Source organism: Streptomyces sp. NPDC002676, assembly GCF_053592455.1.
This window is the reverse complement of record NZ_JBSFVT010000025.1, coordinates 39,693-53,437: the sequence shown is the minus strand read 5'-3', so window position 1 is coordinate 53,437 and position 13,745 is coordinate 39,693. Positions and strand designations below refer to the sequence as shown.

Here is a 13,745-nt window from a genome sequence, read left to right as displayed (position 1 = left end):
GGCCACATAGCCGAGCCACGCACGTTCACGGAGCAGGACCCGATCCGCGTGTTCCTGCTGGACGACCACGAGGTCGTACGACGTGGCTTGACCAACCTACTCGACGCCGAACCGGACATCACCGTGGTCGGTGACGCGGACACTGCCGAGCACGCCCTCGCCCGCGGCCCCGCAGCGCGCCCCGACGTCGCCATACTCGACGTCCGCCTGCCCGACGGCGACGGCATCACGGTCTGCCGCGAACTGCGCGACCGGATGCCGGAACTGGCGTGTCTGATGCTGACCTCCCCGCGACGACCGCCCAGCCGTGCGATCCCTGCGGGCCGCCCCGGCCACAACTCCCTCACTGCCGCCCGAGCTGGCCAGCCTGTCACCCCGCGAACGAGACATCCTTGCCCTGATCGGCGACGGCCTCACCAACCGCGAGATCGGCAGGAAGCTGTACCTGTCCGAGAAGACCGTCAAGAACCGCATCTCGCGGCTGCTGGCCAAACTGGGCGTCCAGCGCCGGGTCCAGGCGGCGGTCCTCGCGTCCCACCTGGAGCCTCACGACTCCGGGGAGCGCTCGGACCGCTGAGGGCGCGGTACCGGGGGTCAGGCGGCGGTGAGAAGGTTCTTCACCTCGACCACGTCGGCGATCTCCGCGACCTCGGCGACCAGCCGGGCCCCGGTCTCCGACGGCACTCGCCCCGCCAGTTCGACGATGCCGTCGTGCACAGTCACCTCGACGGCCTTCAGGTCGCCCGGCGAGCAGACGGCCCGGATCCTGTCCTCGACCTCCGCCTGTATCCCGGCGTCGTCCCTGATCAGGGCCTGAAGCAGCGCATCGCGGCCAACGACGCCGACCAAGCGGCCCTCGTGGTCGGTGACCGGAATCCGCTTCAGGCGGGACAGCGCGGCGAGCCAGGCGGCCTCGGCGACCGTCGCGCCCGGCAGCACCGTGATCGCGGGGCTGGTCATCAGATCGGCCGCCGTCTCGCCCCGCGCCTTGCCGTGCAAGCGCCGCTCCCGCAGCCTGCCGACACGCCCAGGACGGTGACCGGAGGCTTCGAACGCGACCTTCGCCAGCAGATCCGACTCCGAGACAACTCCCACCACGCGGTCCTCCGCGTCCACGACCGGGACGGCACCGACCTGCTCGCGCGCGAGCAGGCGGGCGATCTCCCGGTACGGCAGGTCGTCCCGCAGTGAGGTGGCGGGCACGTCCATCACGTCCCGCACCAGCGGCAACCCGGCGTCGGGCACTGAGCCAGACTGTCGCGAGGACGGTGCGGCCTGCGGTGCCTGGCGCGAGGACGTATCACTCACCGGTGCCGACGGCGGCTGCTCGCTCATCCCCGCTTGCTTGGTCGCGGCGGCAGCGACGGCACCCAGGTAGCGCACCAGCCTGTCCTGCCGTGCGGTCTCGCCGGGGCTCCAGGGTCGGGAGGGCAGGGATCGTCGGGCGTCTGCCCCCGTGGAAAAGTTCTGGTGCTGGTTCACGGCGGCCTCCGGACTCTGTCGGGTTGCCTACCGTTCCAGTCTTCCGCTCTGATGCTCGCCGCCTAGAGCCGAACGGCCCTGGTGGGACGACGTGACGGCCCTATCCGGTGCGCGGCGGGACGGGGACGGTGAAACTGAAGGAGCAGCCGACCGGCAGGAGGCTGGCCGATGAGCCTGCGGGACTTCCTGGAGCGTTTCCGTCCGACCGGCACGGCGGGAGCAGCCTCCACCGGCGTACCCGCCGACCGGGCAGCGGAGCGTGCCGCGGAACTGGAGCCCGCCCTCGGACAACTGGCGGCCGTTCAGCAGGAGGCCGCCCGCATCCGGGCCGCCGCGGACGAGGCGGCCGAGACGATCAGGCAGGACGCCTCGCACGAGGCGGCGAGCATCGTGGCAGTTGCCCGGGAGCAAGCTCCCGAAGTACGACGTAAGGCCGCGGTACCTGGCCTGCGAGACGCGCTCCGGGAGGCAGACGCCATCCGCGCCGCCGGTGACCGGGGCGCTGCGGCGGTTCGGGAGCGGGCCCAGGAGTGTATGCCCGATCTGGTGGAACGCGTGGTGGCCGACGCCCTGCGCCTGGCGACCGGGGCGGGCGCGGCGCCATGAGCGCGGGATGGGTGGCCGGAGCAGTCCGGGCACGGGCCCTGGCCAACCGGTACCCGGGTGCCGCCGGAGCGCGGGAGATCGCGGCATGCGCGAGCCTCGACGAGGCCCTGCAGCGGCTGGCCGCGACGCCGTACGTAAAGTACGCGCGAGCGACAGCCGGACTGGGCGAGGCCCAGCGGGCGGTGTCCGCCACGCTGCTGTGGCATCTGAGAGTGCTGGCGGGCTGGCTGCCTCGGGGCGGAGCACGCCTGCTTGTTGCGCTCGCCTCGGGATTTGAGGTTGCCAACGTGGCCGCCCGGCTCTCCGCGCCGCACGGTCGCGGCACGGGCGTCCCGGAGCCGTACCGGCTGGGGGCGCTGGAGACCGCTTGGCGGCGCCTGGACGAGGCCGGGACTGCGGCGGAGATGCGCGCCGTGCTCGACGCCTCCCCATGGGGCGATCCGGGCGGCGACACACCATGGGCCCTGGTCACCGGCATGCGGATGGCTGCCGCACGGCGCACCGCCGTCGCCGTACCGCAGGCCCGCGACTGGGCCGTCGGACGCGCCGCTCTGCTGACGGCACGTGAACTGTTCGTACACGGCCGCTCCCTGCCGGAACCGGTGCGGCGCGACGCGGCCCGGCTCCTCGGGGCACGCGCGCCGGCTGCCGCCTCGTACCAGGAGTTCCGCGAACGCCTGCCGTCTCCGGCCCGTCGGCTCCTGGCGGACGTCGAGGAACCGGACGGACTGTGGCGGGCGGAGACGCACTGGTGGCGCGCGGTCCGGGACGACGGCGCCGCCATGCTGCACGACGGCCGGTACGGACCCCGCGTGGTCGTCGGCGCGGTCGCGGTGCTGTCCGTGGACGCCTGGAGGGTGCGCGCGGCCCTGGAGTCGGCGGCCCGGGGCGGGCGGCTCGGGGCGGTGTTCGATGCCCTGGCCTGAGGCGATGACACCGGTCCGGATGTGCCGTGTGGCGGTGGTCGTACCGCGGGCGGCGCTGCGGGACGCGCTGGTGCGGATCGCCCAGGCGGGCTGTGTGGAACTGGACCGCGCCGAGGAGACGGCCCCGGGCCCTGCGGCACTGCGGCTGCGCCGCGTTCAGGGGCGCGCCGAGCCGGCAGGGCCGCGGACCCGTGGCACGGCCGTCCTGGCCGTCTACGCCCCCGATCTGGATCAGCTCGAAAACCAGCAGGACGTGAGCCTGTTGGCCGGCGAGGCCCAGCTGGAGGAGCGTGCCGAGGGCGCCGTACGACGAGGGGAGGTGGCGGCGCTCGCGGGATGGTGCCCGGCGGCGGAGGTGCCCCGCGTCGCGGAGCGGCTGGCAGCGGCGGGCGGCGCGCTGATGCCGCTGCCGTCCCCGCGCGGCACCGATCCTCCGACGCTGCTGCGGCCCGCCGGGGCGGTCTCGTTCACGCCGCTGGTGACGACGTACGGCACACCGCCGTACACGGACCTTGACCCGTCGTGGCCGGCGGGCCTCGCGTACGTCGCGATGTTCGGGATCATGTTCGGTGACGTCGGCCATGGGGCGCTGCTGCTCCTTGGAGCGCTGGCGCTGCGCCTCGGACGGCCCCGGCGGCTTGCCCCACTGCGCCGGCTGTGGCCGTTCCTCGCGGGCGCCGGGCTGGCCTCCGTGCTCGCGGGCGCCGCCTACGGGGAGTTCTTCGGGCCGACGGGCCTGCTGCCGGTGCTGTGGCTGGCCCCGCTGGACGCCCCTGCCCGCCTGCTGGCCGCCGCGGTGGTCTTCGGGGCGGGGCTGCTGGCGCTCGCGCATGCCGCCGGCGCCGTCAACCGTGTGCGGGAGAGCGGCTGGGGCTCGGGGTTGTACGCGGCGTCCGGCTACGCCGGGCTGCTGTTCTATCTGGGGCTGGCGCTGGCCGCCGCCGGCCTGGTTCTGCACGTGCCCCCTCCTGCGGTGGCCGGGGCGGTGCTCGCGTTCGCCGGGCTTTCGCTGGTGGCGCTCGGCCTGTTTCGCGCCACCGCGGGAGGCGGCGCAGGACTCGCCGAGACGGTGGTGCGGCTTTTCGACGTCGTCGTGCGCACGGGCACCAACACCCTGTCGTTCGCACGGCTCGCGGCCTTCGGCCTCACCCACGCAGCCCTCGCCGACCTTGTGTGGCGCGGTACGACGGGCCTGGCTGCACGCGGAGCGGCCTGGGTGGTCGGCGCCGTGGTGCTGTTCGCCGCGGGGACGGCCCTCTCCTTCGGCCTGGAGGCCCTGGTGGCCGGGGTGCAGGCCCTGCGGCTGGAGTTCTACGAGCTCTTCTCCCGGCTCTTCGAGACGGAGGGCCGTCCGTTCCGTCCCTGGCACGTTCCTCCGGCGGAACCTGCCGACGCACTCCTACGAAGGTGATCCCATGCTCACCTGGCTGATCGTCCTGCCGGTCCTCGTGGCGGTGCTCGGTGCCGTACGGCTGCTGCGGCGGCGCCGTACCAGATACGCGTTCCGCTGGCTCCTGGCGACGAACCTCGCCCTGCTGGCGGGCGCCTGCGTCGTCCTGGCCACGGCACTCGCGGGGCCCGCGCAGGCCTCGGCCCAGGCCGCAGCCGCGGGCGGCGTCAACGGCTCCGCCCTGATCGGGGCCGCCATCGCGGTGGCGGGGGCCTCGATCGGGGCCGCCATCGCGGTCGCCTACACGGGGGCCGCCGCGCTCGCCGCGCTGAGCGAACGCCCGGAGATGTTCGGGCGGGCGATGGTGATCGTCGGCCTGGCGGAGGGCATCGCCGTGTACGGGCTGGTGGTCGCGATCCTGTTGATCGGAAAGGCATGACCATGAGGACCGTGGCCGCGATCGGCGCATGGACCAGCGTGAGCGGGCTGGCGCTGGCAGGGGTCGACGTGCTGGTGGCGGAGGACCCGGAAGCCGTCCGCCGGGCCTGGCAGGACCTTCCCGGCACCGTCGGTCTGGTGATCCTGACGGCGTCGGCCGCTCAGGCGCTCGGAACCGCAGTCACAGAGCCGGACCCGTCACGGCCGCTGACGGTGGTGATGCCCTGATGACGGCATCCATGGACGCGCTGGACCCCGTGCGCGCCGAACTGCTGCGAGCGGCCCGGGCAGAGGCCGAGGCTCTCCTGGACCGTGCGCGGGCCGACGCCGAGGAGACCCTTCGCCTCGCTCGCGGCACCGCGGAGCGGGTGCTGGCAGAGGCCCGGGACCTCGGTGCCGCGGACGGGCGCACCGCAGCCGCCCGGGAGCGGGTCCGCGCGGTCGAGGACGCTTGGAGCGTGGAACTCGCCGCCCGCGCCGAGGTCTACGCGGACCTTCAGGCCAGGGTCCATGCGGGTGTGCGGAAGGCACTGGCTGGGGGGACTGTCCCGATGGAGCGGCTCTCGGAGACGGCGCGGGCCCTGCTGGGGGCCGACGCGCGGGTGTCCGCCGCACCGAGCGGCGGTGTGACCGCCGACGTGCCCGGACGCCACGTCGACCTGTCCGCGGACACTCTCGCAGACCGCGCCCTCGAACAGATGGGCGCCCAGGTCGAGAGCCTCTGGGGGCATCCGTGACCGGCCCCCAGGGCGCTGCGCCCGACCCGCCCGGCAGCGGGACCCCCAGGGGCAGCGCAGTCGCACCCGACACCCGGACAACCGACCAGCCCAAGGCCCCGCCCCGCCCGCCGGACACGGCCGCGTCCGGCGCCTCGGCAACCGCCCGACCGGACCGCACGCCCGTCCCAACGACCGCGGCCGCAGTCAGCACCTCCGCAACCAGCCAACCGGACGGCCTCTCCAGTCTGCGGATCCTGCGGGTAGCCGGGCCGCTGGTGGAGATGGAGTGCCCGGCCTCGGTAGCCATGCACGACCTGGTTCTGCTGGGAGCCGCCCGGCTACCGGGCGAAGTGGTCGCCATCCACGGCGACATGGCCACCGTCCAGGCCTACGAGTACACGGGCGGGCTGGCACCGGGGCATCCCGCCGAACCCCAGGGTCGGCCGCTGTCGGTGTCGTTGGGCCCCGCGCTGCTCGGGGGTGTTTTCGACGGCCTGCTGCGTTCCCTGTCCGGCGCCGGCGACCTCCTCCTGGCCGGCGGCGGGGGCGGCGCGCCGGACGGGCGTACCTGGCCTTTCACCCCACGGGTGGCCGAGGGGACGCAGGTGGCGGCCGGTGACGTCCTCGGCGAGATCGGGGCGAGCGTACGCCTGCGGCTGCTTGTCCCGCCTGATTGCTCGGGAGAGGTGGCGCGGGTCGCCGCGGCGGGCGAGTACGCCTCCGGCACGGTGCTCGCGAAGGTGGGCGGGCACGAGGTGCGCATGGCGCAGACCTGGCCGGTGCGCAGGCCGCGCCCGGTTGCCGAGCGCCTGCGCGCCGACGTGCCACTGCACACCGGGCAGCGGGCCGTCGATCTGCTCTTCCCGGTGGCCCGCGGCAGCACGGTCGCCGTCCCTGGCGGATTCGGCACCGGCAAGACCATGCTGCTGCAGCAGATCGCCAAGTGGTGCGACGCCGACGTGATCGTCTACGTCGGTTGCGGCGAGCGCGGCAACGAGATGGCGGACGTCATCGAGGAGCTCTCCGAGCTGGCCGACCCGCGCACCGGTGGGCGCCTGTCGGAGCGCACGGTGACGATCGCGAACACCTCCAACATGCCGATGATGGCCCGCGAGGCGAGCGTGCACACGGGTGCCACGGTCGCGGAGTACTTCCGCGACATGGGCCTCGACGTCGTCGTCATCGCCGACTCGACCTCCCGCTGGGCGGAGGCGCTGCGCGAGTTCGCGTCCCGCATGGGCGAACTCCCTGCGGAGGAGGGCTATCCCGCGGGCCTGGCCTCGGAGCTGGCCGCGTTCTACGAGCGGGCCGCAGCGGTGCGCACCCTCGGCGGTGCGACCGGATCCGTCACGGTGATCGGCGCCGTATCCCCGCCGGGTGGCGACCGCACCGAGCCGGTCACCGCGCACACCGAACGGTTCGTGCGATGCCTGTGGAGCCTGGACCGCGACCTCGCCTACGCACGCCACTACCCGGCTGTCTCCTGGGTGGATTCCTTCTCCCGGGACGCCTCCGTGCTGGCCGCCGCGCATGCGCAGGCCGGTGACCCGGACTGGGCGAGAAGGCGGGGCCGGGTGGCCCGGCTGCTCGCCGAGGCGGACCGGCTGGCCGACCTGGTCGAACTGGTCGGCATCACAGCACTCCCGCCGCGCGAGCGGATCAGCGTGCTCGCCGGGCGGCTGCTGCGCGAGGCCGTGATCCAGCAGAGCGCCCTGTCGCCGACGGACGCCTACAGCGCGCCCGAGAAGACGGCGGCCCTGGTGGAGGCCACGCTGGCGGTGATCGACCGCTGCTTGGAACTGGCGGAGTCCGGTACGGGGGCGGACGCCGTCGAGGCGGTCGACTTCACTCCGCTGCTGCGGGCCCGTGAGAGCGCGGGCCCGGCGGAGACCGCTCCGGTGGCGGCAGCCCGCGACACCGTGCTGGGCCGGCTTGCGGAGGTGGGGGCATGAGCCGTTTCGCGGACGTCGAGTACACGGGGGCGCGCGAACTGCGCGGCCCGCTGGTGGTCGTGGAGGGCGTGAGCGGGGTGGGCTGGGACGAGTTCGCGACGATCGCTCTCGACTCGGGTGAACAGCGGCACGGGCTGGTTCTGGAAGTGGACCGGGATCTCGCCGTGGTGCAGGTGCTTCAGGGCACGGCCGGCATGCACCGGACGGGCACCCGGGTCGCCTTCTCGGGCACTCCTCTGCACATCCCGGTCGGCACCGGGTGGCTGGGGCGCGTGTGCAACGGGCGTGGCGATCCGGCCGACGGCGGGCCGCCGGTGCTGGGCGGAACGGATGCGGCGGTGGGTGGCGCCCCGATCAACCCCGTCCGCCGGGAACCCCCGAACGAACCTGTTCTGACCGGCGTATCTGCCGTGGACGTGCTCACCACACTCGTACGGGGCCAGAAACTCCCGCTGTTCTCCGCGGCCGGGCTGCCGCATCTGGAACTGGCCGTGCAGATCGCGGCCCAGGCCACGTGCGGCGGCGAGGCGTTCGCCGTCGTCTTCGCCGGCATGGGACTCACCCACGCCGACGCGGCGTTCGTCCGCGCCGGGCTGGCGGAGCGCTCCGCGGCGCGGGAACTGGTCCTGCTGCTCAACACCGCCGACGACCCGGTCATCGAACGGCTGCTCACCCCGAGGCTCGCCCTGACGGTCGCAGAGCACCTGGCCTTCACGGAGGGCCGCCATGTCCTCGTCGTGATGACGGACATGACGGCCTACTCCGAGGCACTGCGCGAAGTGTCCGCCGCACGAGGCGAGATCCCCGCCCGCCGCGCCTATCCCGGCTACCTGTACAGCGATCTGGCCTCGCTCTACGAACGCTGCGGCAGGATCAGAGGCCGACCGGGGTCGGTGACCGTCCTTCCGGTGCTCACCATGCCGGCGGGTGACATCACCCACCCCGTCCCCGACCTCACCGGCTACATCACGGAGGGGCAGATCGTGCTGTCCGCCGAGGTGTATGCAGCCGGGACGTATCCGCCGGTCGACCCACTGGCCTCACTGTCCCGTCTGATGCGCAAGGGAGCCGGGGCGGGCCGGACCCGCGCCGATCATCCGGACGTGGCTGCGCAGCTGATCGGCGCTCTGGCCCGGTCCCGGCAGGTGCGGGAACTCGCCGACCTGATCGGACGGCCGGCGCTCAGCCCGACCGACCTGCGCCATCTGGATCTGGAGGACGCCTTCCGGCAGCGGTTTCTCGCCCAGTCCACCGACGAGAACCGCTCGCTGGACGACTCCCTGGACCGGGCGTGGGAGGTGCTGCTGACGTTGCCGCGCAGCCAGCTCGGCATGATCCCGGCAGACCTGCTGGACGCCCACCAGGCCTCGCCCCGAGCCGACATGGACGGGCGGGCGACGGCGCCATGAGCGGGCGCACAAGCCGAGTACCGGCCGGACGGGCCGGACGCCTGCGACTGCGCCGCAACCTCGCCACCGCGCTCCGCGGAGCGGACCTGCTGGAACGCAAACTCAGGCTGCTGCTGGACCGGGAGCGCACGGCACGCCGGGCGGCGGAGGAGGCCGGCCGGGTGTGGCGGGAGCGGCTGACCGAGGCGGACACCTGGCTGGTGCGCGGAGTGCTGCTCGGCGGCGAAGGGGCGCTGACCGAGGCGGTACCGACCGACCGTGCCCGTGTCGATGTCGGGTGGGCGACATTGATGGGCGTACGGCACCCGGCGGCCGTGTCGTGGACGGATCCCGTCCGTTCTCCCGGAGAGACGACGCCGCCGAACACCGCACTGGCGCACGCCGAGAAGACATACCGCGCGGCGGTCCGTGCCGCCGCGGAGCACGCCGTTCACCGGGCCGCCGCAGAGGTGCTCGCCGCGGAGGCCGTACGGACCCGGCAACGGGTCCGCGCCCTGCGCCGGCACTGGATCCCCCGGCTGCGGCGCGACCTTGCGGCGGTGGAACTGGCGCTGGAGGAAGCCGAGCACGAGGAGGCGGTACGGCGCCGCTGGGCCGTTTCCCGCGGCGCTCGGTGACAGCGGCGGGAACTTGCAGGCGACGGCGGGCCCGCCTGGGCCCGCCGGAGATGGACGTCGTTCCGTCAGGTGCCGTGGCGGATCTCGACGTGCTTGGCCTCCTCCTTCTCGGCGCCCAGACCCACGCTGACGGTCAGCATGCCGTCGGTGTAATCGACCTTGACGTCGTCCTCGTCGGCGCCGGGCGGCAGCGTCACGCTGCGGCTCATCTCGCCGTACCGGAGTTCGCCGTGATTCTTGTCCACTTCCCGTTCGGTGCGTCCGGCCCGAACCGTCAGCACCCCGTCGCCGATCACGACGTCGATGTCCTCGGGGGACATGCCCGGAAGTTCGGCGCGCATGACGTAGCGATCGTCCTCCATGTAGTCCTCGATACGCAGCACGGGCATCGTGAACCGGCTGGGAATGGTCTCGAACCCGCGCTGAGGCCGAACAGCCCATGTCCGGGTCCCCGAAGTCCGTTTCCTCCCGCACGTTCGCGGTCAGACTGGGGGGGGGAAGGGAACACAATCCCGACGGCGATCCATGTCCGACGTCACCACCGCCGACCTCTACGAAGTGACCATGGCCCTGTCCTACCTGCGCGAGGACATGCGGGCACCGGCCACCTTCAGCCTTTTCGTCCGCGACCTGCCGCCCGGCCGGGGTTTCCTGGTCGCCGCGGGCCTGGAGCCCGTCCTGGACTTCCTCGCCGAATACCGGGTCGAACGCGAGGACGTCGAGGAGTTCGCGGACGCCCTGCACCGCCCGGTAAGGGACCTCGAACCGCTCCTCGGCCTCTCCTTCGAGGGCGAGGTACGGGCCGTACCAGAGGGGCACGCGGTGTTCGCCTACGAGCCGTTGCTGGAGGTGACCGCCCCGTTGCCGCAAGCCCAGCTCGTCGAGACATACCTGCTGAACCAGGTTTGTCACCAGACGGTGGTGGCATCCAAGGCGGCGCGCTGCGTGCTGGCCGCCGCCGGGCACCCGATGGTGGACTTCTCGCTGCGCCGCACGCACGGCCCGCAGGCGGGCTTCCAGGCGGCACGCCTGGGCGCACTCGCGGGTTTCGCCGGCACCAGCAACATCGCCGCCGCGACGGCCCTGGGCTTCCCGGCCTCGGGAACCATGGCGCACTCCTACATCGAGACGTTCCCTGGCGAGGAGGAAGCGTTCCGCGCCTTCGCGCGCTGCCATCTCCGCCCGGTCACCTTCCTCGTGGACTCCTATGACACCGAGGCGGGCGTACGGGTCGCGGCGCATGTCCTGAGCGATCTGCGGCGCGGCCCCGGCTGCGCGATCCGCCTGGACAGCGGCGACCTTGATGCCCTCGCGCGACGGTCGCGCGCCATTCTGGTGTCCTCGCGGAACCGCTCGCGCGCGTCCTGCCAGTTGTGCGGCGGCCCCGTCCGCCGGCCGCCGCGCATCACCGTGTGCAGCAGGCGCCGTGCCGACTCCGGGGGTTCTTCACCGGCCAGGGCGATGACGTCCGGGTGTCCGGCGCGCCGGTGGATCTGCTTGCGGCCCAGGGCCGTGACTTTCGCCGAGGACAATTTCATCACGGGGCGGCCGTCATACTCCACGAGCTTGTACGCCGAGTCCAGGTAGGGGGCGTCCGCCGCCACACCCACGCGGGTGCCCACGGCGTACACGTCGATCGGGGCGCCGGCGCGCATCAGCCTGGTCACGCCGTACTCGTCGAGTCCGCCGCTGGCCACGATCCGCGCCTCGGCCAGGCTGGCGGCGTCGCCGACCTGCCAGCCTCGGCACGCCGGATCGAGGACCCCGTACCGGTCCGAGCCATTCGGTCCCAGGCCCCCTCGCGCTCCTCGTGACCTTCGCCGAGCACACGTCGACGGTGGGCCCGACGGGCCTGACCCCGGGACCAATGGCCCCTGGCACCTCGTTCGAACCGGGACTTGCAATGGGATCGCGGCAGTGTTCTCCGCGCCACCGCAGCGAGGAGGCGAGGATCATGACCACGCCCACGCCGACCCGGCGCAGCGACCGGCTCGCGCCGAGGGTCGGTTCCGGGGAGAGCGGCGCCCTGATGTATGCCCGCGTGGGCGATAAGATCGTCGTACGCGGCACTACGGTCGGCGTCGTGACCCGAGATGGTGAAGTCGTCGGCGTCCACCATCCCGACGGCAGCCCGCCCTATGACGTGCGCTGGGCCGACAACAGCCGAGTCAGCCTGTACTTCCCCGGGCCGGACGCCTACGTCCGGCACCTGGCGCACCAGTCGGTTCCGGCGGACGCGGCGCCTGAGGCGCTCTCGGCGCCCAGTGGGCCGGAGTCTGGAGGCGACCATGTCCACGCAGAGTGACCGGCGACCGATCGTCGTCGGCATCGAGGCCGACCCGACCAGGCGGATGGCGCTGGCCTGGGCGGCCGATGAGGCAGCGCGCCGACACCTTCCGCTGCGCCCGGTCCGCGTCGAAGGCGTACCGACCCGGGGCTACCGGGGACGGGAGGTCCCTCCGTCCTGGGAGGAGTGGAACGAGGAGCTCCACCGCGGCGGTAAGCAGGTCCTAGCAGACGTCGTGGACTTCGTCGCGGCCCGGCATCCCGAGGTCGAGGTGGACGCCGTGCTCGCCGAAGGCGAACCCGTGTGGGTGCTGCGCGAGCAGAGCCGCCATGCCACGGTCGTCGTGCTGGGCTCGCAGCACCTGAGCCGGGCCCAGGAGGTGTACAGCTCCGCGTCCGTAGCCCTGCCCGTCATGGCGCACGCCCACTGCCCGGTGGTCGTCGTGCCGGAACCGGAGCATGTCACCCAGGAGCCCGAGTACTACGTCGTCGGCGTCGACGGTAGTGAACATTCGGCCGCCGCGGTCGACCTGGCCTTCGAGGAGGCCGCCCTGCGCGGTGCGGAGCTGCGCGCCCTGTACGTCTGGCAGCCCGGACCGCTGAGGATCTTCGACGAACACGCGGCCCAGCAGGAGTGCCGTCGGCTGCTCTCCGAAACCGTGGCCGGCCGCCAGGCCCGCTACCCGGAGGTGGATCTGCGCCACGAACTGGTCGTCGGCCATCCCGTGCAGGTCCTCACCGAGGCCTCGACCCACGCGCTGGGCCTGGTGGTGGGCACCCGAGGGCGCGGAGGCTTCACCGGCATGCTTCTGGGGTCGGTCAGCCAGGGTGTCCTGCACCTTGCCCGCTGCCCTGTCATCGCCGTTCCGACACGTGTGTGAGCCGTCCTCACCCCGGCAGCGAAGGGAAGCCGCCGTGACCGCACAAACCATCGACACGAACACCGTCACGGCGCTCGTGGCGGACGCCGCCGCGGCGCCCTCACTGCACAACGCGCAACCCTGGGCCTTCCTATACCTTCGCAGCATCGGCGTCCTGCGTCTGTACACCGACCCGGCACGCACCCTGCCGCGCACCGATCCGGATGGACGAGGCCTGCACCTGGGCTGCGGCGCCGCGCTGTTCAACCTGCGCGTGGCCGCCGCCGCGGCGGGGCTGGGATCTGACATCAAGCTGCTCCCCGACCGGGACGACTCGGACCTCCTCGCCGAGGTGTACCTGTACGGCACCGTGCGCCCCGACAAAACGCTCGCCAGGTTGCACCCGGCGATCCAACGCCGTCACTGCAGCCGCCATCCCTTCCGCGACGAGGACATCCCCGCCGGGGTGCGGGAGCGGCTGTGCGACGCGGCACGCGCCGAGGGCGCACAGTTGCTGTTCCCGGGCGCCTGGCACCTGCAGTCGATCCTGGAGCTGGTGCGGGACGCCGAGGGCCGCGAAGCACTCGACCCGGGGGTGCGCGGTGAAACGGTGCAATGGACGCGCACGGAGTCGTCGGGGGCCGGAGAGGCGGCCGACGGAATCCCCGCCGAGGCGTTCGGCCCCGGCCAGCGCATGACCGCAGCCCCCGTGCGCGACTTCGCCGCCGGCCGTCGGATGCCGCGGCGTGGCTGGGCGTCCTTCGAGAAGAACCCGCACATCGCCCTGCTGGGTACGGCTCACGACGGGCCTGCGGACTGGTTGTGCGCTGGCCAGGCACTGCAGCGGGTCCTGCTGCAGGCCACCATGGACGGACTCGTCGCCTCGGTGACCTCTCAGCCCCTGGAATGGGCGGAAATCCGATGGGCGGTCCGCGATCCCCTCTCCGACATGGCCCACGTGCAGATGGTGCTCCGGCTCGGCTACGGCCCGGAAGGCCACGCGAGCCCGCGGCGACCGGCGGCCGAGGTGCTCGACATCGTCTGAAGCATGCGCGGCCGG

Annotated in this window: 14 protein-coding genes and 2 pseudogenes; 14 read left to right on the top strand and 2 right to left on the bottom strand. The window is 73.1% G+C overall.

Annotated features, from left to right (window positions below):
* The first annotated feature begins 6 nt into the window (after nucleotides 1-6).
* Nucleotides 7-577 (top strand): annotated as a pseudogene (locus ACWD3E_RS38170) (response regulator transcription factor).
* Between the two features lie 17 nt (nucleotides 578-594).
* On the opposite strand, the gene ACWD3E_RS38165 reads toward ACWD3E_RS38170, so the two are convergent.
* On the bottom strand, nucleotides 595-1,245 hold the full coding sequence (locus tag ACWD3E_RS38165; protein ID WP_451392092.1) for a CBS domain-containing protein: 651 nt from the start codon (nucleotides 1,243-1,245) through the stop codon (nucleotides 595-597).
* Between the two features lie 405 nt (nucleotides 1,246-1,650).
* On the opposite strand from ACWD3E_RS38165, the gene ACWD3E_RS38160 reads away from it, so the two are divergent.
* From ACWD3E_RS38160 to ACWD3E_RS38120, 9 genes are all read left to right on the top strand, one after another.
* Nucleotides 1,651-2,088, top strand: a complete 438-nt coding sequence (locus tag ACWD3E_RS38160; protein ID WP_451392091.1) for a hypothetical protein — start codon at nucleotides 1,651-1,653, stop codon at nucleotides 2,086-2,088.
* Complete coding sequence (locus ACWD3E_RS38155; protein ID WP_451392090.1) at nucleotides 2,085-3,014, top strand: hypothetical protein; 930 nt, start codon at nucleotides 2,085-2,087, stop codon at nucleotides 3,012-3,014. Before ACWD3E_RS38160 ends, ACWD3E_RS38155 begins: the two co-directional genes overlap by 4 nt.
* A gap of 4 nt (nucleotides 3,015-3,018) precedes the next feature.
* Complete coding sequence (locus ACWD3E_RS38150; protein WP_451392089.1) at nucleotides 3,019-4,425, top strand: V-type ATPase 116kDa subunit family protein; 1,407 nt, start codon at nucleotides 3,019-3,021, stop codon at nucleotides 4,423-4,425.
* A 4-nt stretch (nucleotides 4,426-4,429) separates the two neighbouring features.
* Entirely contained in the window at nucleotides 4,430-4,843 is a 414-nt protein-coding gene (locus ACWD3E_RS38145; protein WP_451392088.1) for an ATP synthase subunit C, read from the top strand.
* 2 nt (nucleotides 4,844-4,845) lie between these two features.
* Nucleotides 4,846-5,070, top strand: a complete 225-nt coding sequence (locus ACWD3E_RS38140) for a V-type ATP synthase subunit F (RefSeq protein WP_451392116.1) — start codon at nucleotides 4,846-4,848, stop codon at nucleotides 5,068-5,070.
* The gene (locus tag ACWD3E_RS38135) at nucleotides 5,070-5,579 is read left to right on the top strand and encodes a hypothetical protein (protein ID WP_451392087.1); all 510 of its coding nucleotides are present in this window, start codon (nucleotides 5,070-5,072) and stop codon (nucleotides 5,577-5,579) included. The genes ACWD3E_RS38140 and ACWD3E_RS38135 overlap by 1 nt, the downstream gene beginning before the upstream one ends.
* 227 nt (nucleotides 5,580-5,806) lie before the next feature.
* Entirely contained in the window at nucleotides 5,807-7,513 is a 1,707-nt protein-coding gene (locus ACWD3E_RS38130) for a V-type ATP synthase subunit A (RefSeq protein ID WP_451392115.1), read from the top strand.
* Entirely contained in the window at nucleotides 7,510-8,922 is a 1,413-nt protein-coding gene (locus ACWD3E_RS38125) for a V-type ATP synthase subunit B (RefSeq protein ID WP_451392086.1), read from the top strand. Before ACWD3E_RS38130 ends, ACWD3E_RS38125 begins: the two co-directional genes overlap by 4 nt.
* Nucleotides 8,919-9,539 carry a V-type ATP synthase subunit D gene (locus ACWD3E_RS38120; protein ID WP_451392085.1) on the top strand — a complete coding sequence of 207 codons (621 nt, stop codon included), beginning with the start codon at nucleotides 8,919-8,921 and terminating at the stop codon, nucleotides 9,537-9,539. Before ACWD3E_RS38125 ends, ACWD3E_RS38120 begins: the two co-directional genes overlap by 4 nt.
* Before the next feature lie 65 nt (nucleotides 9,540-9,604).
* Here the strand turns inward: ACWD3E_RS38120 and ACWD3E_RS38115 are convergent, their stop codons facing one another.
* On the bottom strand, nucleotides 9,605-9,928 hold the full coding sequence (locus tag ACWD3E_RS38115; RefSeq protein WP_451392084.1) for an Hsp20/alpha crystallin family protein: 324 nt from the start codon (nucleotides 9,926-9,928) through the stop codon (nucleotides 9,605-9,607).
* Between the two features lie 136 nt (nucleotides 9,929-10,064).
* Here ACWD3E_RS38115 and ACWD3E_RS38110 point away from each other — a divergent pair.
* The 4 genes and pseudogenes from ACWD3E_RS38110 to ACWD3E_RS38095 form a co-directional block, all read left to right on the top strand.
* Nucleotides 10,065-10,874 (top strand): annotated as a pseudogene (locus ACWD3E_RS38110) (nicotinate phosphoribosyltransferase); the annotation flags it as partial.
* A 619-nt stretch (nucleotides 10,875-11,493) separates the two neighbouring features.
* The gene (locus tag ACWD3E_RS38105) at nucleotides 11,494-11,844 is read left to right on the top strand and encodes a DUF1918 domain-containing protein (protein WP_451392083.1); all 351 of its coding nucleotides are present in this window, start codon (nucleotides 11,494-11,496) and stop codon (nucleotides 11,842-11,844) included.
* A complete protein-coding gene (locus ACWD3E_RS38100) occupies nucleotides 11,828-12,706 on the top strand; it encodes a universal stress protein (RefSeq protein ID WP_451392082.1) in 879 nt (292 codons plus the stop codon). The genes ACWD3E_RS38105 and ACWD3E_RS38100 overlap by 17 nt, the downstream gene beginning before the upstream one ends.
* Before the next feature lie 34 nt (nucleotides 12,707-12,740).
* Entirely contained in the window at nucleotides 12,741-13,730 is a 990-nt protein-coding gene (locus ACWD3E_RS38095; protein ID WP_451392081.1) for an Acg family FMN-binding oxidoreductase, read from the top strand.
* The last annotated feature ends 15 nt before the right edge of the window (nucleotides 13,731-13,745 follow it).

Bases quoted from the DNA above. Each gene is read 5' to 3' on its own strand.
- ACWD3E_RS38125 (WP_451392086.1), top strand. From the start codon at position 7,510: ATGAGCCGTTTCGCGGACGTCGAGTACACGGGGGCGCGCGAACTGCGC.
- ACWD3E_RS38105 (WP_451392083.1), top strand. From the start codon at position 11,494: ATGACCACGCCCACGCCGACCCGGCGCAGCGACCGGCTCGCGCCGAGG.
- ACWD3E_RS38120 (WP_451392085.1), top strand. From the start codon at position 8,919: ATGAGCGGGCGCACAAGCCGAGTACCGGCCGGACGGGCCGGACGCCTG.
- ACWD3E_RS38150 (WP_451392089.1), top strand. From the start codon at position 3,019: ATGACACCGGTCCGGATGTGCCGTGTGGCGGTGGTCGTACCGCGGGCG.
- ACWD3E_RS38140 (WP_451392116.1), top strand. From the start codon at position 4,846: ATGAGGACCGTGGCCGCGATCGGCGCATGGACCAGCGTGAGCGGGCTG.
- ACWD3E_RS38155 (WP_451392090.1), top strand. From the start codon at position 2,085: ATGAGCGCGGGATGGGTGGCCGGAGCAGTCCGGGCACGGGCCCTGGCC.
- ACWD3E_RS38160 (WP_451392091.1), top strand. From the start codon at position 1,651: ATGAGCCTGCGGGACTTCCTGGAGCGTTTCCGTCCGACCGGCACGGCG.
- ACWD3E_RS38145 (WP_451392088.1), top strand. From the start codon at position 4,430: ATGCTCACCTGGCTGATCGTCCTGCCGGTCCTCGTGGCGGTGCTCGGT.
- ACWD3E_RS38135 (WP_451392087.1), top strand. From the start codon at position 5,070: ATGACGGCATCCATGGACGCGCTGGACCCCGTGCGCGCCGAACTGCTG.
- ACWD3E_RS38100 (WP_451392082.1), top strand. From the start codon at position 11,828: ATGTCCACGCAGAGTGACCGGCGACCGATCGTCGTCGGCATCGAGGCC.
- ACWD3E_RS38115 (WP_451392084.1), bottom strand. From the start codon at position 9,928: ATGCCCGTGCTGCGTATCGAGGACTACATGGAGGACGATCGCTACGTC.